This is a genomic window from Neglectibacter caecimuris (assembly GCF_034335015.1).
In the GTDB taxonomy this organism is placed as follows: Bacteria; Bacillota; Clostridia; order Oscillospirales; family Acutalibacteraceae; genus Acutalibacter; species Acutalibacter caecimuris_A.
On the sequence record NZ_JAWXXK010000002.1, the window covers coordinates 202,231 to 228,155 of the forward strand.

Sequence of the window (25,925 nt, forward strand, 5' to 3'; positions counted from 1 at the left end):
ATCGTTCGTTCACACCCTTCTGAAATTACTCCGCGCTTCTCCAGGCCTCCATACGCGTGTGGTAGAGCTCGTTATATTTTGCCATTACTTCTTCTACGCCGGCCTCCTTAAGCGCTTGCACGTAGGCATTCCATTCCTTCTCAAAGTCTTCGGAGCTTCCTGCCATAATGATTCTGGGCAGCGTTGTTTCGTGCAGCTTTTGAACGGCAAGAAGCTTCGTGTAGGCAGCGTCCTCCGAAAGGATCTCCAGGCCGGAAATCGCGCTGGCGTCAACGCCCCGGGCGTTTTCCTTTTCCTGATAGTTTTCACCGGTCACGCCCAGCAGGGCATTGATCCGCTGTGTATTTTCATCCCACCAAATGCTCACGTCCTCCGGGGGCTTTACATAGCTGGAATTCTTGTGCAGGAAATTGATGCTGTAGGTAAAATCTCCCATACACTCAACGCCGCGGTTCCACCACCAGTTTTCATCGGATTCCCACATATCTCCCATCCAGGAACTGGACTGAAAAGCAGGTTTTCCATCGATGAGCATATCTTCGCGGATAATATAGTCATATCCTTCCGTGGACTCTGCCGTATTATCTCCGGTATGATGGTAATCGATAATGCCCTGGGCGTTCAGCCAGCCCTCTTCCGTATTGATGTATTCAATAAAGTCCATATACCGTTCGGGATCCTTACATTTTGTGGTTACCGTAACGCCTGTTGTGAACATATCCACGGTATAAGGAGAATAGGTACCCACCTCGATAGAAGCATCGGCGGTGGGGTATACCACCACAGACTGTTCCTGAGAACCGATGGAGGCCTCATAGGCGTTTACCTCGGAATTCACTTCCCACCAGGGACCGAAGAAGGACCAGATTTGCTCGGAAACCGCCTTTTGTTTCAGCATTTCAGCAGACATGATAGGGGATTCCGGGTCAATGAGTCCTTCCACATTCAGTTCATTTAAGAACTGGAAAAAAGCCTTGAGCTCCGGGGAATCCGTGTAGTACACCAGCTCGTCCTTTGCCTCATCCAGTAAATACAGGGAATATCCGCCCCAGTTGTCGAGATAGGTAAGGCCATTCATGGCGGCGCCGATCTGCGGCAAGTAGTTCAGATGCCCCTGGGGACCCAGGGCCAGGCCCATCGGAATAATATCCGGGTTCCACTCCTTCACTTTTTTCAAAAGCTCCTTGATATCGGCCATGGTTTTCGGCACATTTTCATAGCCGAATTCCTCCAGATAATCGTTGCGAAGGTTAAAGCCGTAGTTGGCTTCAATATAGGCTTGTCCGAAGGTATAATTGCCGGGCATATACCAGTAATCGCCGTTTTCATCGGCAATACGGCTTCGGAAGGTCTCCCAGTTCACGTTGAAAAGCTGGGGAGCGTGAGTTTCCAGCAGGTCATTGAGCTTCAGCAGCTTTCCCGCGTCAATATACTGTTTCATGATACTGGAATCGTCAAACCGGATCAGATCCGGCAGGTCGTCACTGGAAAGCATGATATTTAGCCGTTCCTTTGCTTCCGTAGGCGGAACCGTGTATTTGATGCGCACCCCTGTCTTTTCAAACAGCTGCTGCATTACAGGCGCGTCTTCCGGCGGAATTTTTTTATTCGGGTCGGGAATAAATATCTCAAACTCAATAGGTTCCGCCGTACCGGTTCCCTGATCGGAAACGGTGCTGCTTGTCCCCGTGGTGCTGCCCACGGGAGCAGAACTGGTTTCCGGGGCAGCGCTGCACCCACAGATCAGAAGTACCAGCGCTAACAAAACGGCTGTCAATTGGATCTCTTTTTTCATAACAAGGGCCTCCTCTGTTCAAAAGTATTTTTCTGCTTCCTGAAAAGCTGTATGCGGTTTTCACCCTCAGAAACCAAGGCATACGTACCTTCGAGAAGCTGGTCTAAGGAAGCACTGAATAAATCACACCATCAGGCTTGGCACGTATCCTGCGCGCCAGATTGATTCAGCGTTTCTTTAAATTTTATTATAGAGGTGCATGGCAACGAAATCTATATAAAATAATGGCAATCAGTATTATTTTTTGTCCTTTTTACCAACTTGGCGTTGATAATTAAAATCCTCTTGTGATACAATACTCTTGAAAAAAGGGGGAAAGGGGGAAGGTGGCTGTGTGCCGTATTTTATTGGTAGATGATGAAGATCTTGAATTGCAGGGCTTATCTCTTATGATCAAGGGATTCGATCTGCCGCTGGAGATCTGCGCAACGGCCAGAAACGGACAGGAAGGCCTGGAAAAGGCAAGGCAGCTTCGCCCGGACGTAATCCTGACAGATCTGGCCATGCCGGTCCTTACCGGGATCGAAATGCTGAACCAAGTCCCTTGCCAGGAGTATGCCCCCCATTCCATTATTATTTCCGGCTATGAAGATTTTGAGGCCGCCAGGGCGGGGATCGACTTAGGCGTCAGCTCCTATCTGCTGAAGCCGGTAAAACGGGAAGAGCTGTTTCGGGCCCTGTATAAGCTTTTGCCTGCCAGATCACAAAATGACAGAAGGCGCCCTTTGAGCGCGGACGCTCCAGTTTTTCTTTATTCTCCGGAGGAAGAGCATCTTTTGCGGCACGCGCTGACCGCGCCCCAAGAAAAAACCAAAAGGCTCCTTGCTCAGCCGCCGTTTTCCGATTCTCTGGAGCGAAAGAAGCTTGCGGTGTTTTCCCTTGTATTCTCCGCCGCCAGCTGTGCGGACATGTATGATCTGCGGCCGTTTTTGCAGCGCTTCGCCAAAGAAATGGAAGCACTGGTTCCGGTGGTCACCGATCACCGTACCGCCGCCATTGTGTTTACCTTACCCGGCTTTATGGAGGAAAGCAGTGCCATTGACCGGCTTTCCAAAACGGCCGATAAGCTTTTGGAGCAGCTGTACTCTCAACAGCTTCGGGACGTCTTTATCGGAATCAGCGATATTTCCGAAGAACCGGAACAGCTTTCAGAGCTTTCCCGGCAAAGCATTTCCGCCGTGCAAAAAAGGGAAAGCTCTCCTTTGAGCCATGTTCTGTTTTATGAAAAGCAGAAAAATACCGGGGAACAGCAGGAGGCTTCTCAGCCCAATACCATTGTGACCTATGTTCAGCGCTTTATCGATGAAAATTACGCAAAGCCGCTGAACACCGAGGCCATTGTGGAAAATTTGTATCTTTCTCCCTCCTATGTCCGCCGGATCTTTAAGAGCCATATGGGAATTTCCATCATGGACTATGTGGAGCGGGTGCGTATGGACCACGCCGCCCGAATGCTGGGTCAGCTGCAATATAAAATTCAGGAGATCGGCATGCTGACCGGTTACGAAAGCCCTTCTTATTTCAACCTGGTATTCAAAAAGTACTTCGGACTGACCCCCGGCGAATACCGCCGCCAGGTAACAAGGCAGTAAGGATCCTGTTCAAAAAGGAGGCTTGACTATGCGTGTTTCTCACCATATCCACAATATGAGCCTGCAGGGGAAGCTGCTTTTCATCTACGTCTCCGTTTGGATCCTCTTTTTCATTGTAAGCCTTTTTTATACGTACTACAATCAGAGTGTTGTGGAGGAGCAGGTTTTGGAAACCGTACGCTCCCGCAGTGTCAATTATACCCAGATCCTGAATTCTCAGTTTTTGGTTTACGAATCTCTGGCCAATCTGGTATCGAATAACAGCGAACTGAAAAACAATTTGGAAAAGCCCTATCCCAGCGTTCTGGGAGCATTGGATCTGTATCAAAGCATTTGGGATCAGTACGGCGCAAACCGGCTGAGCTGGCCTTATTTAAGGCATATTACGGTGTATTCCTCCAACCCCACCCTGCACAATTCCTACCCGTATCTGATTCGCCTGGATACCTACATGAAAAGCCAGCCGGAATATCAGGAGATCCTGGAGCTTGGCACGGCAGGGTACTGGTCCAGCCTTCGGAATATTCAAAACCACGAATACTGGGACCCCTCCAACCGGGACTGTGAGAAGGGCAAGTACCAAAGCTTTGCCTACAGCAGAATTCTTTATTCCGCCAGGCACCTGGGCGTACCCATCGGCATGCTGACCATTGAAGTGGACGGCCGTGCCATTACAGACGTGATCAACGCGCAGGACGATTTTCAGATGATCCTTTTAGACCAGAGCGGCGCTGTTGTTGTCGCCTCCGACGGGGACTATGGGGAGGATTTCAGCTGGCTCCCGGAAGAAAACGGCAAGGTGCAGATCGGAAACGAATGGTACTATACGGAGGATTCTTCTTTAAGTAACGGCTGGAAGCTGATGACCATTGTGCCCCTGGCGGAAGCGGGAATGGTTTCCGACACCATGTGGAGCTTTGGCCGGCTTCTCTTTTTGCTGGCGAATTTGACCATTTTGCCGCTGATCTTCCTGTTTTCCAGGCAGGTTTCCCGGCGCTTTGATTTCCTGATCCGCAAAATGGAGACCTTTCGAAAGAAAGAAATGGAATTGGGCCCGCCCCTTACGGGAAAAGACGAAGCCGCCGTGCTGGACGCCAACTTTACCCAAATGGCGCTGGAGCTGAAGCGGCAGATCCACGAGACCTACGTGATGCAGCTGCAAAAGGAAAAATTCCGATTGGAGGTTTTGCAAACGCAAATCAACCCCCATTTTCTATACAATGCCCTTTCCACCATCGCCTGGCTTTCCGATAACCACCCCAGGGAGGAAATTCGGGAAGCGGTAGAGGACCTGGGGGTTTTTTACCGGCAGACTCTTTCCCAGGGAAAGGACTTGGTTTCTCTGGAATCAGAGCTGCAGGCGGTGCGCGCTTATTTGGCCCTGCAAAAGAAACGGTATAGGAACCGAATCAACGTGTACTATCAGATCGATCCCCTGACGGAAGCGGCGCAGATCCCCAAGGTCACCCTGCAGCCCCTGGTGGAAAACAGCATTCGGCACGGCCTGACCTGCGACCGGAAAACCATTTCCATTATGATCTCCTCCCGTGTTGCGGAAAATAATATCCTCATTGAAATTCAGGACGATGGCGCCGGCATGGCCCCGGATACCCTGAAGCGACTGCTGGAAGGCACCGTTGTCAGCAAAAACGGCAACAGCATCGGATTTCGAAATGTAAACGACAGGATCAAGCTGTACTACGGAAGCCGCTATGGGCTTTCGGCCCGCTCCACCCTGGGCCAGGGAACCACCATTACCATTTCGCTGCCATGCGGCTCCGCCGAGTTATCACCCTCGGAGGCGGAGCTGCTGGAAATAAAAGTGGAGGAAAGGCAAGATGAACCAAACTAGCGCTCTAAAACAAAACTGGTGGGAAACCTGCCCCTGCATCTCCCGTGTCTTTTCCCGCAGGGACGGCATTCCGCTGCAAAAGACCATCTCCATGCTGGACGAGTACCAGGCGCAAGGCGTAGGCGCCATTGAGATCTTCGCCCCCTATTGGGGAGGAGATCAATACGGCGCGCTGGATCCCTATGAGTTTACCATTGTGGACCCCGCCATCGGCACCATGGAAGAGTTTCTGAAATTGATCGAAGAATGCCACAGGCGAAGCATGGCCGTGATCATTTTTATCAATGTGGGCTATGCCGCCATGGAAAATGTGGATTTTCTGAAGGCTCAGGACGATGTAAGACGCGGCATAGAAAGCCGGGAAACCAGCTTTTTTCTTTGGTCCGACAGAGAAGACGCGCCCCCGCCCAAAACCTTTTCCACCGAATTCGGAAAAGAGCCGGAGGGCCAGTGGGCATTCAGCCCCCGGGCGGGCAAATACTACTGGGTCAAATGGCTGGGCTTTCAAAATGACGTGGCCCTGCCCCAATACAATTTCGCCTCCGCCGCCTGGCAGGAGGAATGTAAAAAAATCCTGCGGTTCTGGCTGGATACCGGCATTGACGGCATGATCATCGACGCGCCCTTTTGTTACTTAAACTGCGATTTTACCCTGAATAACCAGTGCATTACCGACGTTGTTCGGGAATATCCCAACCAGTATTTACAGCCGGAGGGCGGAGGAGCCGCCGGGGAAAGCTTAAGGCGGTGGCTTTTGGAAGCCGGGTACAATTCCCTTCAGGATTATTCCATTCTCCGCTTTTCCCACCCGGTCACCCTGATCGGCGAAGCCATTCAAAAGGAAGACCCCTCCCTTTTGGAGCCCGCCCTCAGCACCTGGAGAGAAACGGTGATCCGGGCCGGAGGAACCACCTATCTGGGCACCTATTGGAATACTCCCCTGACAGAGCCCCAGTTCCTTTTGGAGCTTATCACCATTGTGACCACCGGCGCGATCCTGCACGATGACTGCAGCCTGCTGCAGCTGGGCTTTTCCAAGGAAATGCGGGAAAAGCTTGCCTGTGTTCTGAAGCTGTGTGCCAATACGGAGGCTTTGCGCGTAAACGGAGACCGCAAACTGATCCAGGATCAAAACGGCTGGTACGCCTTCTCCCGCTTTGTTGCCGGATCGGCACAGGAAGCGGTGGTGGTCCTGAACTTTACCGACAGAGAACAGGAATTTTCCGTTCCGGCCGAGGCCGGCAGAGCATACCGAAACGCCCTGACCGGCGCGCCGGTTTCCTGCAAAGACCATATTCAGGGAACCCTTTTGCCCTACGGATATGAAATTTATCTCAGTGAAAAAAGAAATGAAAAGGAGAATGTATGATGCTGCGTGCCGCAATTTTAGGAGCGGGGGGAATGGGCCATAGACACGCCCAAAGCCTGAAGGAGCTGGAAACAGTTTCCCTGCGGGCGGTCTGCGACGTCAAGGAAAGCGCCGCTAATGAGCTGGCCCAGTCTTATAATGCCCGCGTCTATACAGATTTTGACAAGATGCTCCGGGAGGAAAAGCCGGACTTGCTTTTTCTCTGCCTGCCGCCCTTCGCCCACAACGGCGAGGTGGAAAAGGCGGCTGACCTTGGGATCCATATTTTTATCGAGAAGCCCATTGCCCTGGAAGAAGGCCGCGCCAGAAGCATGGTGGAGGCCATTGAAAAAAACGGCGTCATTTCTCAGGTGGGGTATCACTACCGGTTTGGAGAAGCCGTTTGCCAGCTGAAGAAACTGATGGATTCCGGCAAAGCCGGAAAGCCCGTTTTGTTTAACGCCCGCTACGAGTGTAATTCCCTGCACAGCCCCTGGTGGCGGCAAAAGGATAAGTGCGGATCCCAAATACTGGAACAGGCCATTCACCTGTACGATATGGCCCTTTATTTGATGGGGCCCATCGAATTCTCCACCGGGTTGATGGCCAATCTCTGCCACGCCGATGTGCCGAATTACACCATTGAAGACGTCAGCGCTTCCCTGCTTCGGTTTTGCAGTGGAGCATTGGGGTCTATTACCGCCACCAACTGCGCGGTTCCCGGCAAATGGGAAAACCCCTTTACGGCGGTGTTTGAAAACGTCACCGCCCAGTTTACCGATCCCAATCACGCCGTGTTCTGGGACACCTCCGGAGAGGAGCCGGTGGAATCCACCGTATGCGGTGAGGTAGACATGTATTTGGAGGAAGTGCGGGCCTTTGTAGAGGCCGTGCTGGCAGGAAAGAAAAGCTCCTGCCCCATTCAAGAGGGATATCAGGGCCTATGCCTTGTAAAAACAGTATCGGACAACGCGAAGGAGGCATAATTTATGGGAAACATGATCGTAATTCGAGGGCCCAGAGAGCTGGGCTATGCTGATACGGAAGATCTCGCCTTAAAGCCCGGAGAGGTTCGCCTGGAAATGCTGTATTCCGGCATCAGCGCCGGCACGCAGCTGACTCTTTACCGGGGAAATAACCCCTATCTCACAAAATCTTTTAACGCCGATCTGCGGGTATTTGAGCCGGCAGATCAAACGAAAAGCCCCTATCCCATTCCCGGCGCCTGGGCCTATGAGGAAGTCGGGCGGATCTGTGAGCTGGGGCCCGGGGTAACACAGGTTTCTGAGGGAATGGTGGTATACGGCACCTGGGGCCACCGCACCCATCAGGTAGTTTCGGAGGAATACTGCCTTTCCCATTTGCTTCCCGAAGAGCTGGACCCTGTTTTGGGCATTTATTCCCAAATGGGCGCCATTGCCATGAACGCCATTTTAGACGCGGATATCCACGTAGGGGAAACCGTGGCTGTGTTTGGACAGGGCGTTCCGGGGCAGATCGTTTCTCAGCTGGCCCGGCTGAACGGTGCGGACGTCATCGCGGTGGACCGCAACGATTACCGGCTGAACATGGCAAAGCGCCTGGGGGCTTTCAAAACCATCAACTCCGACAGCTGCGACGCGGGGCTGGAGATCAAGCGTATGACAAAGGGCGGCGCGGACAAGGTCATTGAAATTTCCGGCTCTCCCAAAGCGCTGCACTCCGCCATACGGAGCTGCTCCTATAACGGCAAGGTGGTGTGCTCCGGCTTTATGACCCTGGAAGCCTCCGGGCTGATCCTGGGCGAAGAATTCCACCATAACCGGATCCAGTTGATCTGCTCGCAGATCGAAAACACCGGCCCCCACGTGCGGGACGTTTGGAACCGGATCCGCATGGAAAAAACCATCTACCGCCTTTGCCGGGAAAACCGGCTTGACCTGCTTTCCCTCATTACCCACCGCTTTGCGTATCGTGAGGCGGAAAAAGCCTATACGATGCTGGACAGCTCCATGGAATGCCTGCAAACCGTATTGCAATTTTGAGAAGATGACGATACAATAACTATATTTTAGGGAAGGAAACCACTATGTCAATCTCTATTCCCAAGGACTATATCCAGCGTGCTTATGCCGGGTGGTACGGTAAGCTTATTGGGATCCGACACGGCTCTAATGTAGAAGGCTGGTCCTATGAACAGATCGCCGAAAAATATGGCGAAGTATCAGGCTACCTGTTCGATTTCAAAAATTTTGCCGCAGACGATGACAGCAACGGGCCGATCTTTTTTATCCGCGCCTTGGAAGACCATACCTGCACGGAAGAGATCACCTCCCGGGAAATGGGGGAGACCGTGCTCAATTACGTTCCCTGCCAGCATGGCTTTTTCTGGTGGGGCGGCTACGGCATGTCCACAGAGCATACCGCGTATCTGAACCTGTTAAACGGCATTGACGCACCTCTTTCCGGATCGGTAGAACTGAATGGCGCCGCTGTGGCGGAACAGATCGGCGGGCAGATCTTTATTGATACCTGGGGGCTGGTGAATCCGGGGAATCATCACCGGGCGGCCCGGTATGCGGAAAAAATGGCCTCTGTTACCCACGGCGGCAACGGAGTATACGGCGGCATGTTTGTTGCAGCCTGCGTCAGTGCGGCATTTGTAGAGCATGATATCCTGTCTGTGATCCGGGCGGGGCTTTCAGTGATCCCGGAGGATTGTGAATACAGGAGAATGGCAGACGCGGTAATGGCTTTCCATCGGGAGCACCCAAGCGATTGGAGAGAATGCTTCTTCTACGTGCGGGAGTACTTCGGCTACGATCGATATCCCGGCGTTTGCCATATCATTCCAAACTCAGCGGTAGTGCTGCTTTCCCTGCTGTACGGCAACGGGGATTTTTCCCGTTCCATCAATATATGCAATATGTGCGGTTGGGACACGGACTGCAATGTGGCCAACGTGGGCTGCATTCTGGGGGTCATGGTCGGGCTGGAAGGGATCGATGCTTCCTGGCGCGCGCCCATCAACGATTTTTTGGCCTGCTCCAGCGTATTGGGCTGCATGAACCTTCGGGATATCACCAACGACGCTTTCTTTCTGGCGTCTCTCGGCTATCGGATCGCCGGGGAAGCCTATCCGGAGGAATACCGGGCTATTCTGGAGGGCTCCGCTCCCCGGTTCTCCTTTGCGCTGCCTGACAGCACCCATACCTTCCGGGTGGAAAACGGAACCGCCTCCCTGCGGAATATCCCTCTGACAGACGCTTCTATGGGGCGCTGCCTGCAAGGGGAATTCCCCGCGAGAGAGCAGCCGGTCCGTCTGTACCGCCAAACCTACTATCGGCCGGACGATTTTAACGATGACCGCTACTCCCCTTCCTTTACGCCGGAGGTTTTCCCCGGGCAAACCGTGGTGCTGCGGGTGCGGGCAAGCCAGCCCACGGCCCTTCGCCCCTTTGCCTATGACGCGTATTCCCAAAGCTGTCTCTATGGCGATGAGACCACGGTAAAGGATTGGACAGAGCTGAAGCTGAAGCTGCCCATGTCAGATGGGTGCATTCAGAAGGTGGGAGTGGAGCTTCCCGCCGGAAGCGCCGTAACGGTTTTTGTGGATCATTTGACCTATGAAGGAGCTCCGGCCTACACCCTGGATTTTACCAAGGCGGGAGAAGAGCGGTGGAACGGTTCCCATATAGAGCTGGGGCAAACCTCCCATTCCATGGGCCTGTGGAGAATGGCCGGCGGCGCCGCTTACGGCAGCTGCGCAGACCACGGGGAGCTGTTTACCGGCGGCATCGATTTCCGGGACTATACGGTAAACGCTCACATTTGCCCCATGACCGGCCGGAACCACCTGGTCATGGTACGCGCCCAGGGCGCTATGCGCGGCTACTTTGCTGGATTTCTGGGAGACCGGCTGGCGATCGTTAAAAACCAACGCACTTTACGCACCCTGGCCTCTAAGGAGTACGCCTGGGAAAACGGAAAGGAATACCTCTTGACAGTAAAGGCCGATGGAAACAAAATCATCCTTTCCGTAAACGGCGAAGCTCTCCTGACCGTGGAAGACCCGGAAGCGCCCTATCTCACCGGCTGTTACGGCCTGGCCATTCGAAGCGGAAGCCGCTGCCGGATCGACAGGTTTGAGGTTACCTGCAAGGAAGCATAAAAAATTTCCGACACGCTGAAAAAAGTAAATGCAAAGAACGATCCCCGAAAGACTTGAGCTTTTGGGGATCGTTTTTTCTTCCTTTCCTATTTTCTTCGTACCAAGAATTCCAATCAGTTCCGGCTGTAGCCTGAGGTAAAGCAGAAGTTTAGAACGGGCGGTGATTCCCTCCTTTTGTCATTCTGAGCGAAAGCAAAGTGCGCTTTGCCGCCGCGAAGAATCCCGCCCTTTAGTTGTTAGCTGTTAGTAATTAGTTGTTAGAAAGGGCAGTGATCCTCTCTTTGTCATTCCGAGCAAAAGCAAAGCGCGCTTTGCTTTCCCGGTGAAGAATCTTGCCCCTTGCACCATTTGAGAAAGAAGGGTCGAGATCCTTCGCCGCCTTCGACGACTCAGGATAACAAGGGAGGACTATTTGCTAAATCAGAATTCAGCAGCCCTTTGCCTCCCCTTATTTATAGAGGGGAAACAGACTGCTTCGCAGTCTGCGGGGACTGCCGATAGGCGGTGGAAGGGATAGTCACACGCAGAAAGTGGGATAAAACCGCTAGTTAGAATCCCCTCAGTCACGGCAAAGCCGTGACAGCTTTCTCCGCTTCGCTCCGGGTGCAAAGCGCAGAAAGCCATGGCTTTCTTGGCGCATTGTTCTGCACCGACCGAACCGACAGGTGAAACCGGTGCTGGTCTCCACTGGAGACCAGCACCCCTTACTCGCGCAAGGGGAGCCTAAGGGCACTAAACTAAAATTTTCCGATTTACTTCCGGTCGGGTCGGAACCCAAACTCCCGCACCAAGCAGGGGCACGAGTACCTGCGGCGGTTCGCCGCAAAACTATCATTTATCAGCGCTGCAAGCAACGCTTGTGCCCTTGTCCTTCATTGCTCACTGCTCATTCCTAATTGCTCATTCGAGAAAAAGCTGCCGCAAAACTCAAATTTTGCGGCAGCTCCTGGTTTTATTTTTTATTCTTCTGTCTCGTCAATTTCTTCGTCCAGCTCTTCCTCCGGCTCGTCAGGGGTGTCGGCGCCTTCTTCGGCGGAACCGTCGTCCTCGATCTCCACATCGTCTACCTCATCTTCCTCATGGGGGGCCCTGGCAAGTGTTACCACCTTGCTGCCCTCCTGAAGCTTCATGACCCTGACGCCTTTGCTGGGCCGGGCGCAGACGCGAATGGAATCGGCCTGAATGCGGATAATGATGCCGTCTTCGGAAATGAGGATCACATCGTCGTCCTGGGCGTCTACCACCTTGATTCCGGCCACATCGCCAAATTTTTCGGTGTGGTAGTTCCGCAGGCCCTTGCCGCCCCGCTTTTGCAGCCGGTAGTTTTCAGGGCTTGACAGCCTGCCGTAGCCGGTTTCAGTGATGGTGAGCACCAGGCCGCCTTCCCGCAGCACGGACATGCCCACAATGCAGTCGCCTTCCCGCAGCTTCATTACCTTTACGCCTCTGGCGGTACGGCTCAATTCCCGGACGCCGGACTCGTGGAACCGGATCGCCATGCCTTTTTTGGTGGCTACCAGCAGATCGGAAGCGCCGTCTGTGACCCGCACCCAGCTCAGGGTATCTCCCTCGTCCAGGTCAATGGCGATCAGGCCGCCCTTGCGGGCCGTATCATAGGCGGAGAGCCTGGTGCGCTTGATGATGCCGTTTTTCGTTACCATCACCAGGAATTTATCCTCGTCAAACTCCGTGACCCGGATCATGGAGGTGATCTTTTCGTCCGGCTGCAGGGGCAGGAGATTCTTGATGTTCATACCCCGGCTTTGGCGGCTGCCCTCCGGCACCTCATAGCATTTCAGCTTATAGACGCGGCCCAGGTCGGAGAAGAACATGACGTAATCGTGGCTTCCGGTGACAAACAGCTCCGTGGCCACGTCCTCGTCCCGGCGGTTCATGCCGGCCACGCCTCTGCCGCCCCGCTTTTGGGTATGGTAGGTATCCATTTTCTGGCGCTTGACATAGCCGTAATTCGTCAGGGTAAGCACGCATTCCTCTTTGGGGATCAGGTCCTCGATATCCACCTCGCCGCTGATGGCGGCGATCTCAGTGCGGCGTTCATCGGCAAACCGCTTTTTCATGTTCAGGGCCTCGTCCTTTACGATGGCCATACGCCGCCCTTCGCTTTCCAGAATATCCAGAAAATCCGCGATTTTTTCCTTTAAGGCCTGCAGCTCCTCTTCCACCTTGGTGCGCTCCATGCCGGTAAGCTGTCCCAGGCGCATCTGCACGATGGCCTGAGCCTGGGGATCGTCCAGGCCAAAGCGCTCCATCAAGGCTTCCTTGCCTTCGGGAATGGACTTGGAGTTTCGCAGAATGGCGATCACTTCGTCGATAAAGTCCAGAGCAATGATCAAGCCTTCCAAAATATGGGCGCGCTCCTGGGCTTTTTTCAGGTCGAACCTGGTACGGCGGGTGATGACCTCGCTTTGGAACTTGATATATTCCTCCAGGATCTGCCGCAGGTTCAAAATGGCGGGCCTGCCGCCCACAATGGCCAGCATGATCACACCGAAGGTGGTTTGCAGCTGGGTAAAGGAGTACAGATGGTTCAGAACGATCTGCGGAGAAGCGTCCCGCTTGACGTCGATCACAATATGCATGCCGTTGCGGTCCGAATGGTCGTCCACATTGGAGATGCCCTCGATCCGCTTTTCCTTGACCAGGTCGGCGATATTTTCAATAAGCCTTGCCTTATTGACCTGATAGGGCAGCTCCGTCACGATGATCTTGGAGCGCCCGGTTTTTTCATTTTCCTCGATCTCCGCTCTGGCCCGCACGGTGATTTTTCCCCGGCCGGTGGCATAGGCGGCCCGGATCCCGCTGCGGCCCATAACTACGCCGCCGGTGGGGAAGTCCGGTCCCTTGATGTGCTCCATCAGCTCCTCCAGAGTGGCCTCGGGATTATCGATGAGGCAGCATACGCCATCAATGACCTCCCCCAGGTTATGGGGGGGAATATTGGTGGCCATACCTACGGCGATACCGGTAGAACCGTTGACCAAAATATTTGGGAAATGGCAGGGGAGCACGGAGGGCTCCTTCAGGCGGTCGTCATAGTTGGGGTTGAAATCCACCGTGTCCTTGTCGATATCGTCCAACATGGCGACGGAAAGCTTGTTCATTTTCGCCTCGGTATATCGATAGGCGGCGGGGGGGTCTCCGTCTACGGAGCCAAAGTTTCCGTGGCCGTCCACCAGCATGTACCTCTGGGAAAAGTCCTGGGCCAAACGCACCATGGCGTCATACACGGAGGCGTCGCCATGGGGGTGATAACGGCCCAGCACGGCGCCTACGGTATCGGCGCACTTGCGGTAGGGCTTTTCCGGCCAGAGAGTATTTTCGTACATGGTATAGAGGATCCTCCGGTGCACGGGCTTTAAGCCGTCCCGCACATCGGGAAGGGCACGCTGTACAATGACCGACATGGAGTAGTCCAGAAAGGACTGCTGCATTTCCTTTGTCAGGTTGACGTCGATCACGCGGCCTCTCTGCTGTTCCTCCCGGGGGGTCTCGTTGTTTTCAAAATCCATAATTCGCCATCCTATCCTTTCTCACCGGGACTAAACGCTTTGCTCCGGGTGAAAAATATAATTCCTGATCGATCAAAAGCTCTTCAAAACATTCCTCAGTCTCCTTGAAGCAGGAAGCTCAGAGCCTGTCCCCGAATGGCTTCGGGAATGGCCCGCAGGGGGATCACCAACAGCCCGCCGCCCGCAATGTGGACAATGAGCAGCTTATTTTCCTTTTTCCCCGCAGCCTTGATCTCCGAAGAGCCGTCTAACAGGACGCTTTGAGAGCCGGCTTCTGTTTCCAGAAAAAACCGATCCGGGTACAGCCGCAGCTTTACCTGCCTGTGGCAGTTTTTCGCCTGCTTTCTCATATCCAGCCGGGGCACCAGGTTCAGCGCCAGCAGCACCCCCAGGGAAACAAAGGTCATAATGAGGTTAAACGTCTCTTTCTGCAGGACATAGGAAACGAGAAAGAACAAGCAGAACACCCCGAGGATCGCGGTTTCCACCACAGCCCGCTTCCCGGTGGTACGGTACACCCCGGAAAGCCGCAGCCCATCATAGACCTCTTTCTCTGTCAAAGTATAGGAAAACTCCAATTTCTGCATAAATCTTGCTTTCACAAGCAGCCCACTCAGGCCCTTGCCCTTTCTCTAACAACTAAACGTCCCAGTTCGCCTTCTGGGCGTTCTCCACAATGAAATCCCGGCGAGGCTCTACCTTATCGCCCATCAGCACGGTGAACACCTCGTCCGCCTCGGCGGCGTCCTCCACCTCTACCCGGCGCATGGTCCTGACCTCCGGGTTCATGGTGGTTTCCCACAGCTGCTCGGCGTCCATTTCACCCAGGCCCTTGTAGCGCTGGATCTCATAGCCGCTGCCAAGCTCTTCCATAATGCTGTCCCGCTCCGGGTCGGAATAGGCGTAATAGTGGCGCTTTCCCTTGGTGATCCGGAACAGGGGAGGCTGGGCAAGGTAAATATGGCCCTCCTCCACCAAAGGCCGCATAAAGCGGAAGAAAAAGGTGAGAAGCAGGGTGCGGATATGGGAGCCGTCCACATCGGCATCGGCCATGATGATGATTTTCCCATACCGCAGCTTGGAAAGGTCGAAATCCTCCCCAATGCCGGTGCCCAGGGCTGTGACCACGGGCATCAGCTTTTCATTGCCGTACACCTTGTCGAGCCTTGCCTTTTCCACATTCAGCATTTTTCCCCAAAGGGGTAAAATTGCCTGGAATTTTCTGTCCCGTCCGCCCTTGGCGGAGCCTCCGGCGGAATCGCCCTCCACAATATAAATCTCGGTTTCCTCCGGGTTTCTGGACTGGCAATCCGCCAGCTTTCCCGGCAGGGAGTTGTTTTCCAGGGCGGTTTTTCTTCTGGCCAGCTCCCTGGCCTTTCTGGCCGCTTCTCTGGCCCGGGAGGCCGTCAGCGCCTTATCAAAGATGGCCCTGGCCGTGGCGGGGTTTTCCTCCAGGAAGGTCATCATTTTGTCATAGACCATGGAGCTGACCAGGGCGCTCATCTCCGTGTTGCCCAGCTTTGCCTTGGTCTGCCCTTCAAACTGCGCCTCCTTCAGCTTCACGCTGATGACGCAGGTCAGGCCCTCCCGCACGTCCTCGCCGGAAAGGTTTTTATCGTTTTCCTTCAAAATGGAATACTTCCTGGCGTAATCGTTCATTACGCGGGTCAGCGCCCGCTTGAAGCCGTCTTCGTGGGTACCGCCGTCTGTGGTATGGATATTATTTGCGAAGGAAAGGATCAGCTCGTTGAAGCTGTCCGTATACTGCATGGCGATCTCCGCCGTGGAATTTCCGTCCGCGGCGTCGGCGGCAAAGCGAATGATCTCCGGGTGAATGACCTCTACCGCCTTCTTGGTGTTCAGATAATCCACAAAGGAACTTACACCGCCTTCATAGCAGTAGGTGTTGGAGATCCTTCCTTCTTGATTTTGCTCGTCCGGCACCCGCTCCTGCGGGTCTCTTTCGTCGATCAGCTCAATGCTGACCCCGGCGTTTAAGAAGGCCTGCTCTCTCAGGCGGGTCTGCAGAGTCTCGTAGGTATAGGTGGTGGTCTCCTTAAAGACCTCGGAATCCGCCTTGAAGCAGATCACAGAGCCGCTGGAGCGCCCTTCCGGGGCTTTGCCGCGGTTTTCCAGCTCCGTTACGGCCTTACCCCGCTCAAAGCGCTGGTAATAAAGCTCGCCGTCGCTGACCACCTCTACCTCCAGCCATTCGGAAAGGGCGTTTACCACAGAGGCGCCCACGCCATGAAGGCCGCCAGACACCTTGTAGCTTCCGCCGCCGAACTTTCCGCCGGCGTGGAGAATGGTGAACACCACGGTAACGGCGGGCAGGCCGGTTTTGTGCTGCACGCCTACCGGAATGCCCCGGCCGTTATCAGAAACATAGATGATATTGCCCGGCAGGATCTTCACCACGATCTTGTCGCAAAAGCCAGCCAGCGCCTCGTCAATGGCGTTATCCACGATCTCATAGACCAGGTGGTGCAAGCCCCTGGGCCCGGTGGAGCCGATATACATGCCGGGGCGCTTTCTCACCGCCTCCAGGCCCTCCAGGACCTGGATCTGGTCTCCGTCGTAGGCTTTTTGAGCGTCCGCCTTCAGCAGCTCGCTGTTTAATTCCTGATTGTCCAAAAAAAGTCCCCCAAATCTGTAACCTGCCTGGCCTGCGTCACCGCGGCACCGTGCCGGTAAAATTTCTTTTACGGATTCCCGGGAAACACAAGAAAGATCCAAGCGTGAAGCCATGCCGTAAAATGGATCCCGCGCTTCCCTATATATTAGTATAAGTATATCAGATTTTCACTTCTTTGTAAACAAAAAAATACTGGAACTCGGCGCTGTCTCTCCTTTTTCCAGATCAGTTTTTTTGTTTTTTTTTAAAAGAGTATCTACAAATATATTTTTTGTAAAACAAGAAAAGCCTGCTTGAAAAAGCCAAAAATTTTGGCTTCCAACAGGCCTTTTGCGCTGAGAGTGTATCTTATCAAATGAAAGCGTACAGTTTTCGGCAAGTTCTTACCGGTTCGGTACAGGATAAAACTTTTCCTTACTTGATCTCTTTTTTGCCTTCCTTGATCTCCTTCAGGCGGCGCTCCACATAATCCGGATCGTTATACTTAGCAAAAAAATCATCGCCTACACTGGGAATATTTACGCTGGTGACCACATGGGAAGAAGGGGCGGTTTTTACTGCCTGCGGAGCCTGCTGCCTTACAACAGCTGGCCGATTTGCCTCCACAGAAGGCGCGGCGGTATTTTGTACTGTTCTCTGCGGTTTCCCCGTCCTTTGCTGAGAAGCTGCCCGCGGGGCAGGGGCAGGTTGCCTTGTTCTCATCTCAGGAGCAGGCCTTTGCGGCCTGGAAACGGGAACCTCCACCACAGAGGTTTTTTCCAGGTCCTCCTGATAGGCAGGCCGCTGAGAACGGACAGGAAGCCTCTTTTCCTCTCCGCCTTCCATTTGAGGCAAGGGTCCGGTTCGGTATTCTCCCTTTGGAAGATATTCTTCCCCACGAAAGGACAGCGATTCTTTTTGGCCCATAGAACCGGCGGCAGCCGGCATACGGCGATCCTCCAAGCTGCTTTTGCCTGCTTTTTTTCGCTCGGCCTCTCCACGGGGGACCTTTTTAATAATAGGTCTTTCCAAATTCACCATAAAAAGACTCAGCAGAAAAAAGACCGCAAAGGGGATCATCACCTGTACCAGTGTGGAAAGGGAAATATCGTTGAGAATGAATTTGTGAAAGAAATAAGACGCTCCTCCGGCAAAAACAGCCAGCAGGGCAAATACATAAATGAGCGGAGAAAGAAAAATATTGGAGATTCCTCCGCACCGGGGACACCGATACTCGCCTTGGCGCTTCAGGGACCAGGACCTGATCAGGTTTACCCGCTTTTTACAGTAGGGACATGAAGAAATTCCGAAATATTTCATGGCTTCTTTTCCTTTCTTTCCGAATCAAGATTCCTGTTTCCGGTCCGGTACAAGTTTTTTACCGGGATCAGAGCATTCCCTCCAGAACGCTTTTCCCCCTGGCCCTACGAAGCAGGGTAGACGGCGCGATTTGAGAGATATAAATGATCCGTTTCCCGTTTTTTTCGCAGACGATAAAGGATTTCGGGAGCTCCATAGATACGTTTACTACCCGTTTTTCCTTTTGCGCGATTCCGAGAAACTTTTTTGTGTGCTTTGATACCGTGGAATTGTCCAAATCGAACACACCGAGGATCTCATCGGTCCTCACTACTATATTTTGTCCCAAATGCAGATACATTTATTCAAGCTCCTCCGGCCGCACGCGGCCCGCTTCCACATGGAAACGCTTTCCCGTTTCCTGCAAGCTGACTGTTTCCGGGCTGCAGCAGGTAAGAAAAACCTGCCTTCCGTGCAGATGATTGAGTAAATAATCCTGGCGGCTTTGATCCAGCTCGCTCATTACATCGTCTAAAAGCACCATGGGTGTTTCCCCGGAAATTTCAGCGAGAGCCTCCGCCTCTGCCAGCTTCATGGCCAGCACGGCGCTTCTCTGCTGTCCCTGAGACCCATAGACCCGGGCGGAGATCCCATTGAGCTCCAGCTCCAAATCGTCCCGGTGAGGGCCGCTGGAGGTAAAGCCCGAGCGAATATCAGAACGCAGAAATCGCTTCAGCTCTTGGAAAAAGGCTTCTTCCGCCTCCTGTGCGGTAAAGTTTTCCACAGAAAGCTTTACTGATGGGGAATACCGCACCGCAAGCGTTTCCTTTCCCTTTGAAATTCCCTTGTAAACAGCTTCCACTCCGGGAGCCAGCTTTTCAATATACTCTCTTCTTTCCAGCATTACTCCCGCGCCCAGCTTTGCCAAACGCAGATCCCACACCTCCAGGGTATCCTGAAGCTCAGGAAAACGGGAAATGTCCTTTAATAAAGCGTTTCTTTGCAGTAAAGTACGATGATAGGTGCTGAGCATTCGGGCAAAGGAGGGCTTTAGCTGACAAAGAGCGCCGTCTATAAACCCTCTGCGGCGGGAAGGCCCCTCTTTTACCAGAAGCAGGTGTTCCGGAGAGAAGATCACAGCCCGCACCTTTCCCACCAGGGCGGAGCCTGTCTTTTTCTTTACGCCGTTTATGACAGAGCTTCTTCTGCCGTTTTCTATTTGAAGCACTGCCTTCTGAGACCGCTCCTCGCTGAAAAAATCCAGCGCCAGGGAGGCGGCGGGAGAATTGATTCCCGTTTTCCGATCCAGACGGGGCAGCTCGCTGTCTTTTGCTCCCCGAAAGGAATGTCCCCCTGTGAAAAGCCACAAAGCTTCCAAAAGATTGGTTTTTCCCTGGGCGTTGTCTCCGTAGATCACATTGACTCCCTCACAGGGAAATAGCTCGCTGTCCTCCAGATTTCGGAAGCCTACTGTGCCAAGCCGCTGTATGATCATGGCTATTCCACCTGAAACCGCTTTCCGGCATAGGTGACCGTATCGCCGGGCCGCAGCTTTTTTCCCCGCATCAGGCAGGGCTCTTCATTGACTGAAACCTCTCCACCCTGGATCACAAACTTTGCCTGTCCACCGGTATCCACCAGACCGGAAAGCTTCAGAAGGGAATCCAGCCGGATAAACTCGGTTTCTATTTTGATTTTTTCCACAGTTTCCGCCGCTCCCTTCTAACATAAAACAGACTCAAGGCATTTTCTAAAAAAGATCAATCGTTCTTCAGCCTTACGGGCAAAACCAGGAACAGGAAGCTGTCCCCTTCCTTCGGAACGATCTTCATGGGGCTCAAGGGCCCACCCAGCTGGATCTTTACCTCGTCGCATTCCGTATTCCGCAAGGCGTCCAGCAAATAGCGATTATTAAAGCCGATCTCCACATCGTCGCCTGTGATCTCAGCGGTCAGCTGGTCGCTGGCCCGGCCCATGGCGGTGGTGCAGAGCAGCTTGATCTCATCTTCCGCAAACTGACAGCGCACCGGGCTCTTCAGGCGGTCTGTGATCAAAAGGGAGACGCGCTCCACGCTTTCAATGACTTCTCTCGTTTTCACGACCACTTCCGTTTTGCTGTCCGGCGGGATCGCGGCCTTATAATTGAGAAATTCGCCCTCCAGCAGGCTGGAGATCACGGTGTAGTTTTCAATATGGAATAAAATGTGCCTGCGACCCGCGGAAATTTCCACCACGTCGTCGGTATCCTTCAAAAGGCGCAGAATTTCACCCAGTGTTTTACCGGGAGCTACAAAGGAGATATCCTCTTTAAATTCCACCGGCTCGCTGCGCTTCGCCAGGCGGTAGCCGTCTACCGACACCACATCCAGGATCCCGTTTTCCAGATGGAACAGGCTGCCCTGATGAATGGGCTTGGCGTCGCTTTCCGCCACGGCGAACAGGGTCTGGCGGATCATGCTTTTCAATACGTTTGACGGCAGCTCCAGCTTTGTGGAATCCGTCAGCTTCGGCAGCTCCGGGAATTCCTGGGCCGGCGTGGAAATAATAGAAAACTTGCTGTAGCCGCTTTCGATAGACGCCATATTTTTTTCATCTACCGTAACAGTAACGGTTTCGTCCGGTGTTTTCCTTACAATATCGGAAAAGATTTTTGCGGTCAGCGCCGCCTTTCCGGGTTCTTCCACCCTTGCCGGGATCACTGTGGTCATACCCAGCTCCAAGTCATAGGCGCAGAGCTCTAAGCTGCTTTCCGAAGCCGTGAGTAAAATACACTCCAGCGCCGGAATGGAGGTTTTACTGGAAACGGCCCTTTGAATATTGGAAACTGCCTCCGTAATATCGTTTTTATTTACTGTAAATTTCATTTGCTGTTCCTTTCCGGTCTGCTGAGACGGACCTTTTTGATGGGTTGCTTATAGTCTTTTATTGATAAAGATAGATTTAGAAGTCGTAGTAGGGGCTGTGAAAATGTGTAAAAAGAGTAAGGATTCCCGGAAATCCTGAAAATATTCCAGGGAATTTTTTCAAATGAACTTGTGAACAAAATGTGAAAGAAGTGAAAAAAGCTTTTTCTTTCCACAGGGCTGTGGAATCTCACCGGTGAAATGTGGAAAAAATCGTGTAAAACTTAATGGCTGCTTACATTCTTAATAATATCGTTTACAATGTTTCTGGTATGAGAATCGCTGTTTACCTTTTTTTCTACCTGACGAATGGCGTAGACAACAGTAGAATGATCTCTTCCGCCAAAGGTCTCACCGATCTCCACCATGGAAAGGTCGGTGATCTCCCGCACGATATACATGGAGATCTGTCTTGCCCCGGAAATATTGGAGTTTCTCTTTTGAGAAAGGATATCCTCCGGGGTGACGTTCCCGTAGGTTCTGGAAACCTCCTCTACAATGCGTTCTACCGTGACGGGGGCTGGCTGGCTGTTGTTGATGATATCGCTGATGGCCGCCTGAGCTGTGGCGATATTGATCGGCTTGTCCTCTAAAAGATGGAAAGCCCGCAGCTTTTTTACGGCGCCCTCCAGCTGGCGGATATTATTTTTCAGCTTTGTGGCAATGTATTCCGAAACGGTGTTGGGAAGCTCGAAGCCAAGAGATTCCGCTTTTTTAATGACGATGGCGGTACGGGTCTCAAAATCGGGAACGCCGATATCCGCGATAAGTCCCGATTCAAAGCGGGACTGTAGCCGCTCTTCCAGCGTGGCGATCTCCTTGGGCGGCCGGTCAGAGGTGAGAACGATCTGTTTTTTTGCTTCATGCAGAGTTTCATAGGTATGGAAAAATTCTTCCTGGGTGGAGTTTTTTCCCGCGATAAATTGTATGTCGTCAAACAGCAAAAGATCCACCGTGCGGTATTTTTCCCGAATGGTCGGCATGGTGCCGCTTTTGATCCCCTCGATCACCTCATTGGCAAAATGCTCTCCCTTGATGTAAAGGGTGGTAAGGTGCGGGAAGTTTTTCTTAAACTTATTTGCCACGGCGTTTAACAGATGGGTTTTCCCCAGGCCGGGATTTCCGTAAATAAACAGGGGATTATAAAGCACCGCGGGCTGCGCGGCCACCGCCTGGCAGGCCGCGTGGGTAAAGCTGTTGGAGGGCCCTACCACGAAGTTTTCAAAGGTGAAATCCTCGCTTTGCTCTTCGGTGACCTCCATAGGCTGTTTTCTTTCCGGTTTTTCCTCTTGGACACACAGAGAAAAGCTGATTTTCGGGCCATAGACGCTCTGCACTGCTTCTTGCAAAAGCTCGCTATAGCAGCGCAGGAGAGTATTTTTATGAAATTCGTTCGGCGCCTCAATAATGGCCAGCCCCTGTTCAAAATCCAGCGAAACGGGCTTTAACCGGCTGAACCAGGTCTTGTAGGCCACGTCTGTGATTCTGGACTGGCAGAAATCACAGATCAGCTCCCAGGTTTGGTTGAAAGAATCCAAGGCGGCTCCCTCCAGAAAACAGTTTCAATTCGGTATTTTCGGTCTGTACTCTTTCCATAGGGCGGGGCTTTCAAAAAAAGGAAAGAAAAATGCCGATATACAAATAGAAGTATAACATAAATAGGAGGGTTTTGCACTACAAAATTTCAAAATTTTTTTCTGGAAAATATAGAAAAAGCAGGATCTGGTAAAAAACACAATGGATTGTGTTTTTACATTTCTAAAGCGCTACTGATATTAGATTTTTGGAAAAAAGAAATTTGGAAAGAAAAGAATGGCTCTTTTTTTCGGGAAAGAGAAGAAAAAATTTTGTTGACAGAGGCGGCAGAGTTACGGTATAATACTAAATCGCAAGGCATCAGGATCATATTGCCTTCGGGAAAGCAGCCCGAAAGGAGGGTTTTTGGTATGTTGAGAACCTATCAGCCGAAGAAGCTCCACAGAAAGAAGGAGCATGGGTTCCGGAAAAGAATGTCCGATCGTAACGGACGCAAGGTACTTGCACGCCGCAGAGCAAAAGGCAGAGCGCGCCTTTCTTACTAAAAAGGCGCTTCAAAGGTCACCTCGCGTGGCCTTTCTTTGTTTTGTATTTTTTTAGAGTTGGTGGATATACCGGGAGTGCGGTCCAGCATGGAAAAAATGGTATCTTTGTGCAGAAACAGCGACTTTCGGCAGGCATATATGAAAGGAAAAAGCTTTGTAGGTCCCCTTGCGGTGACCTATGTGAGAAAGAACCGGCTGGGGATCACCAGAGTGGGGATCACCACCAGTAAAAAAATCGGAAACGCCGTGATGAGAAACCGTTCCAGAAGGGTGATCAAAGAAGCGTTTCGACAGCTTTTTCCGGAAATTTTGCCGGGCTGTGACCTTGTTTTCGTGGCCAGAGGGAAAACCCCTCATAAAAAGAGCACGGAAGTAAAAAGGCAGCTGGAAAAACAGCTTTCCGCTGCGGGGGTATTAAAACGCCCGAAAACGGAAAAGAAGGAAAGGGACATGCGGTGAAGCGGATTTTGATCGGCTTGATCAGGTTTTATCGCTCCGCGATCTCTTCTCGAACCGCTGCCTCCTGTAAGTATATTCCTACCTGCTCTCAATATGGGATAGAGGCCATTGAACGCTTTGGGGCCTTAAAGGGCAGCCTTCTTACCATATGGCGTATTTTACGGTGTAATCCCTGGAGCCGGGGCGGATATGACCCGGTGCCGGAGAAAAAAGAAAAAAAGCTGGGAAGCTGAAACAGAGGAGCCGTTGCGTTACCATGGCAATATTTAATTTTTTCGGAAGTATTCTCGGGTATCTCCTGTGGTTTCTGTATACCATATTCAGAAACTACGGCGTTGCCATTATTCTATTTACTATTATTCTGAAACTGGCTCTTTTCCCCACCTCCTTGAAGCAGCAGCGAAGCATGGCCTCTCAAAGCAAGCTTCAGGAAAAGCAGAAGGAGCTGCAAAAGAAATACGCAAATAACAAGCAGAAGTATAATGACGAGCTGATGAAGCTCTATGAAAAGGAAGGGGTAAGCCCCACAAACGGCTGTTTGACCACCCTTTTGCCTTTTCCGATCATGCTGGGTATTTACTATTCCGTGATCATGCCGCTGTCCAATACGCTGCATATCGCTTCCGATACGGTAAACAAGGCCACGGAATACATCTCCAAGATCCCCGGCATGGTTTCCACAGGCGGTATTTATTCAGAGCTTCAGATCATTCGGAATTTCAGCGCCCTGCGGGATAACCTTACCATGTTTTCCGCTGGGGATATCGCGAAGATCGAGGATTTTTCCAAGGGTTTTAAATTTCTCGGCCTGGATCTGCTCTCCACGCCTCAGGGCGCCGCGTTCAGCACCTTTCTGTGGCTGATCCCCGTGCTTTCCCTGGTCAGCAGCGTGGCTTTCCAGGTATATACCATGCTCTATCAAAAGAAAACCACCGGACAAAACCCCATGGGGTGCATGCTGGTGATGACCTGTGTGTTTCCGTTGATCAGCCTGTACTGGGCCTATACCATGCCTGCGGCCGTTGGTTTTTACTGGATCATCTCTTCCTTGACCAGCTGGGCGCAAAGCGTTGTGACCAATAAATATTTCAGCGCCGCGCATATGACCGCCATGACGGAAGCGCAGCGGGCCGTTACCCTGGAGCTGGCGGAGGCGAATGTGCGCCCTCTTTCCGCGGAGGCACAAAAGCAGATTGCGGACAGACTGGCCGCCGGTACTCAGAAAAAGCAGGAAAAGGACGGAGGAAAGCAGCAAAAGCAGGCTTCAAAAAAGAAAAAAGGCGGTTCGGGCGGAAATGACTCGAGCGCTTATATAGGAACCAAAAAGTAACGGAAAGGAAGAAAAACGGTTATGATAAAAGAAGCTGTGGCCCAGGGCGCAACGGTGGAAGTGGCGTTTGCCAACGCCTGCCGGGAGCTGGGCGTGGATACCACCGAGGCGGAATTTGAAATTTTGGAAATGCCCACCAAAAAAACCTTTGGTCTGTTTGGCGGAAGTCCCGCCAAGGTAAGGGCGTATATTGAAACTCACAGCGATCCCGCCGAAATGGCTGCAGAATATCTGAAGGCCGTGCTGCGGGAAATGGGTCTCTCCGATGTGCAGGTGGAGATCAGCAGGGAGGAAGCCGGCGCGGCCTTGAGCCTCAGCGGAGAGGATATCGGCTTTGTGATCGGGCACCGGGGAGAGACTCTGGATTCTTTGCAGTATCTTGCTTCCCTGGTGGCAAACCATGTGGAAGAATCCTATTACCGCATTACTCTGGACGTGGGAAATTATCGGGAAAAGCGGAAGGAAACCTTGGAGGCTTTGGGCAAGCGCATGGCGCTTCGTGCCGTAAAATACGGAAGGAATTCTTCCTTAGAGCCCATGAACCCCTATGAGCGCAGGATCATTCACACCGCTGTACAGACGGTGGAGGGCGCAAAATCCTGGAGCGAGGGAACAGATATGAACCGCCATGTGGTCATCGGCCCGGAGGGCGGCGAGCGGCCTCAGCGCTATGATAACCGGAGAAACGACCGGCGCGGCGGCAGAGGCGGCTATGATAACCGCAGGGGCGGCGGCCGGGACCGCGGCAGAAGCGGCTCTTCGGCGAACAACACGCCCAGGGCGGAGGGGCCGAAATCCGACGCCCCTGATATGCCCATTTACGGAAAGATCGAGATCAATAAATAAGAACCTGAATTTACAGCTGGAGAACACCAAAAAATCTGTTTTTGTTGGTGTTTCTCGGTTGTAAGCATCGGTTCTGAGACCTGTTTTTCCCTCGGGTCGATAGAGCAGCTTTGGGGCGGCCTGAAA

21 protein-coding genes are annotated in these 25,925 nt (G+C 52.6%); 11 read left to right on the forward strand and 10 right to left on the reverse strand.

Features of this window, described 5'->3' with window-relative positions; genetic code table 11:
- Window positions 1-25 precede the first annotated feature (25 nt).
- Window positions 26-1,795 (reverse strand): extracellular solute-binding protein, encoded by a 1,770-nt coding sequence (locus U8T64_RS03015; RefSeq protein WP_322180827.1) that lies wholly within the window; start codon window positions 1,793-1,795, stop codon window positions 26-28.
- 332 nt (window positions 1,796-2,127) lie between these two features.
- Between U8T64_RS03015 and U8T64_RS03020 the strand changes: the two genes are divergently transcribed.
- Genes U8T64_RS03020 through U8T64_RS03045 form a run of 6 tightly spaced genes read left to right on the forward strand, consistent with a single transcriptional unit; the run spans window position 2,128 to window position 10,737 of the window.
- A complete protein-coding gene (locus tag U8T64_RS03020) occupies window positions 2,128-3,387 on the forward strand; it encodes a helix-turn-helix domain-containing protein (RefSeq protein WP_322180828.1) in 1,260 nt (419 codons plus the stop codon).
- A 28-nt stretch (window positions 3,388-3,415) separates the two neighbouring features.
- The gene (locus U8T64_RS03025; protein ID WP_322180830.1) at window positions 3,416-5,239 is read left to right on the forward strand and encodes a sensor histidine kinase; all 1,824 of its coding nucleotides are present in this window, start codon (window positions 3,416-3,418) and stop codon (window positions 5,237-5,239) included.
- Window positions 5,226-6,608 (forward strand): alpha-amylase family glycosyl hydrolase, encoded by a 1,383-nt coding sequence (locus U8T64_RS03030; protein WP_322180832.1) that lies wholly within the window; start codon window positions 5,226-5,228, stop codon window positions 6,606-6,608. Before U8T64_RS03025 ends, U8T64_RS03030 begins: the two co-directional genes overlap by 14 nt.
- Window positions 6,605-7,573: a Gfo/Idh/MocA family protein gene (locus U8T64_RS03035; protein WP_322180834.1), complete on the forward strand. Its 969-nt coding sequence runs from the start codon at window positions 6,605-6,607 to the stop codon at window positions 7,571-7,573. The genes U8T64_RS03030 and U8T64_RS03035 overlap by 4 nt, the downstream gene beginning before the upstream one ends.
- Window positions 7,574-7,576: 3 nt before the next feature.
- Entirely contained in the window at window positions 7,577-8,611 is a 1,035-nt protein-coding gene (locus U8T64_RS03040) for a zinc-dependent alcohol dehydrogenase (RefSeq protein WP_322180835.1), read from the forward strand.
- 44 nt (window positions 8,612-8,655) lie between these two features.
- The gene (locus U8T64_RS03045) at window positions 8,656-10,737 is read left to right on the forward strand and encodes an ADP-ribosylglycohydrolase family protein (RefSeq protein WP_322180837.1); all 2,082 of its coding nucleotides are present in this window, start codon (window positions 8,656-8,658) and stop codon (window positions 10,735-10,737) included.
- A 959-nt stretch (window positions 10,738-11,696) separates the two neighbouring features.
- On the opposite strand, the gene gyrA is transcribed toward U8T64_RS03045, so the two are convergent.
- The 9 genes from gyrA to dnaA all read right to left on the reverse strand — a co-directional run bounded on the left by gyrA (window position 11,697) and on the right by dnaA (window position 22,621).
- Entirely contained in the window at window positions 11,697-14,267 is a 2,571-nt protein-coding gene (gene gyrA, locus U8T64_RS03050; protein ID WP_322180839.1) for a DNA gyrase subunit A, read from the reverse strand.
- Window positions 14,268-14,362: 95 nt separating this feature from the next.
- Window positions 14,363-14,854 (reverse strand): hypothetical protein, encoded by a 492-nt coding sequence (locus U8T64_RS03055; protein ID WP_322180841.1) that lies wholly within the window; start codon window positions 14,852-14,854, stop codon window positions 14,363-14,365.
- Between the two features lie 52 nt (window positions 14,855-14,906).
- Window positions 14,907-16,901 (reverse strand): DNA topoisomerase (ATP-hydrolyzing) subunit B, encoded by a 1,995-nt coding sequence (gene gyrB, locus U8T64_RS03060; protein ID WP_437125990.1) that lies wholly within the window; start codon window positions 16,899-16,901, stop codon window positions 14,907-14,909.
- A gap of 415 nt (window positions 16,902-17,316) precedes the next feature.
- Complete coding sequence (locus U8T64_RS03065; protein WP_322180843.1) at window positions 17,317-18,201, reverse strand: hypothetical protein; 885 nt, start codon at window positions 18,199-18,201, stop codon at window positions 17,317-17,319.
- Window positions 18,202-18,268: 67 nt separating this feature from the next.
- Window positions 18,269-18,541: an extracellular matrix regulator RemB gene (remB, locus tag U8T64_RS03070; RefSeq protein WP_322180844.1), complete on the reverse strand. Its 273-nt coding sequence runs from the start codon at window positions 18,539-18,541 to the stop codon at window positions 18,269-18,271.
- Window positions 18,542-19,675, reverse strand: coding sequence for a DNA replication/repair protein RecF (recF, locus tag U8T64_RS03075; RefSeq protein ID WP_322180846.1), 1,134 nt, complete (start codon window positions 19,673-19,675; stop codon window positions 18,542-18,544).
- A 2-nt stretch (window positions 19,676-19,677) separates the two neighbouring features.
- The gene (locus U8T64_RS03080; protein WP_322180848.1) at window positions 19,678-19,884 is read right to left on the reverse strand and encodes an RNA-binding S4 domain-containing protein; all 207 of its coding nucleotides are present in this window, start codon (window positions 19,882-19,884) and stop codon (window positions 19,678-19,680) included.
- 56 nt (window positions 19,885-19,940) lie between these two features.
- The gene (gene dnaN / locus U8T64_RS03085) at window positions 19,941-21,044 is read right to left on the reverse strand and encodes a DNA polymerase III subunit beta (RefSeq protein WP_322180850.1); all 1,104 of its coding nucleotides are present in this window, start codon (window positions 21,042-21,044) and stop codon (window positions 19,941-19,943) included.
- Between the two features lie 263 nt (window positions 21,045-21,307).
- The gene (gene dnaA, locus U8T64_RS03090; protein WP_322180852.1) at window positions 21,308-22,621 is read right to left on the reverse strand and encodes a chromosomal replication initiator protein DnaA; all 1,314 of its coding nucleotides are present in this window, start codon (window positions 22,619-22,621) and stop codon (window positions 21,308-21,310) included.
- Window positions 22,622-23,029: 408 nt separating this feature from the next.
- Here dnaA and rpmH point away from each other — a divergent pair, with 408 nt between their 5' ends.
- The 5 genes from rpmH (at window position 23,030) to jag (ending at window position 25,799) form a co-directional block, all read left to right on the forward strand.
- Window positions 23,030-23,164, forward strand: coding sequence for a 50S ribosomal protein L34 (gene rpmH / locus U8T64_RS03095; protein WP_009064849.1), 135 nt, complete (start codon window positions 23,030-23,032; stop codon window positions 23,162-23,164).
- An 87-nt stretch (window positions 23,165-23,251) separates the two neighbouring features.
- Window positions 23,252-23,623 carry a ribonuclease P protein component gene (gene rnpA / locus U8T64_RS03100; protein ID WP_322180854.1) on the forward strand — a complete coding sequence of 124 codons (372 nt, stop codon included), beginning with the start codon at window positions 23,252-23,254 and terminating at the stop codon, window positions 23,621-23,623.
- Window positions 23,620-23,856, forward strand: a complete 237-nt coding sequence (yidD, locus tag U8T64_RS03105) for a membrane protein insertion efficiency factor YidD (protein WP_322180856.1) — start codon at window positions 23,620-23,622, stop codon at window positions 23,854-23,856. The genes rnpA and yidD overlap by 4 nt, the downstream gene beginning before the upstream one ends.
- A gap of 23 nt (window positions 23,857-23,879) precedes the next feature.
- Window positions 23,880-24,953 (forward strand): YidC/Oxa1 family membrane protein insertase, encoded by a 1,074-nt coding sequence (locus U8T64_RS03110; protein WP_322180858.1) that lies wholly within the window; start codon window positions 23,880-23,882, stop codon window positions 24,951-24,953.
- Window positions 24,954-24,974: 21 nt separating this feature from the next.
- The gene (gene jag, locus U8T64_RS03115) at window positions 24,975-25,799 is read left to right on the forward strand and encodes an RNA-binding cell elongation regulator Jag/EloR (RefSeq protein ID WP_322180860.1); all 825 of its coding nucleotides are present in this window, start codon (window positions 24,975-24,977) and stop codon (window positions 25,797-25,799) included.
- The last annotated feature ends 126 nt before the right edge of the window (window positions 25,800-25,925 follow it).

Bases quoted from the DNA above. Each gene is read 5' to 3' on its own strand.
- rpmH (WP_009064849.1), top strand. From the start codon at position 23,030: ATGTTGAGAACCTATCAGCCGAAGAAGCTCCACAGAAAGAAGGAGCAT.
- U8T64_RS03015 (WP_322180827.1), bottom strand. From the start codon at position 1,795: ATGAAAAAAGAGATCCAATTGACAGCCGTTTTGTTAGCGCTGGTACTT.
- U8T64_RS03110 (WP_322180858.1), top strand. From the start codon at position 23,880: ATGGCAATATTTAATTTTTTCGGAAGTATTCTCGGGTATCTCCTGTGG.
- recF (WP_322180846.1), bottom strand. From the start codon at position 19,675: ATGATCATACAGCGGCTTGGCACAGTAGGCTTCCGAAATCTGGAGGAC.
- gyrA (WP_322180839.1), bottom strand. From the start codon at position 14,267: ATGGATTTTGAAAACAACGAGACCCCCCGGGAGGAACAGCAGAGAGGC.
- U8T64_RS03055 (WP_322180841.1), bottom strand. From the start codon at position 14,854: ATGCAGAAATTGGAGTTTTCCTATACTTTGACAGAGAAAGAGGTCTAT.
- jag (WP_322180860.1), top strand. From the start codon at position 24,975: ATGATAAAAGAAGCTGTGGCCCAGGGCGCAACGGTGGAAGTGGCGTTT.
- remB (WP_322180844.1), bottom strand. From the start codon at position 18,541: ATGTATCTGCATTTGGGACAAAATATAGTAGTGAGGACCGATGAGATC.
- U8T64_RS03040 (WP_322180835.1), top strand. From the start codon at position 7,577: ATGGGAAACATGATCGTAATTCGAGGGCCCAGAGAGCTGGGCTATGCT.
- U8T64_RS03030 (WP_322180832.1), top strand. From the start codon at position 5,226: ATGAACCAAACTAGCGCTCTAAAACAAAACTGGTGGGAAACCTGCCCC.
- dnaN (WP_322180850.1), bottom strand. From the start codon at position 21,044: ATGAAATTTACAGTAAATAAAAACGATATTACGGAGGCAGTTTCCAAT.
- U8T64_RS03025 (WP_322180830.1), top strand. From the start codon at position 3,416: ATGCGTGTTTCTCACCATATCCACAATATGAGCCTGCAGGGGAAGCTG.
- U8T64_RS03065 (WP_322180843.1), bottom strand. From the start codon at position 18,201: ATGAAATATTTCGGAATTTCTTCATGTCCCTACTGTAAAAAGCGGGTA.
- U8T64_RS03045 (WP_322180837.1), top strand. From the start codon at position 8,656: ATGTCAATCTCTATTCCCAAGGACTATATCCAGCGTGCTTATGCCGGG.
- U8T64_RS03035 (WP_322180834.1), top strand. From the start codon at position 6,605: ATGATGCTGCGTGCCGCAATTTTAGGAGCGGGGGGAATGGGCCATAGA.
- rnpA (WP_322180854.1), top strand. From the start codon at position 23,252: ATGGAAAAAATGGTATCTTTGTGCAGAAACAGCGACTTTCGGCAGGCA.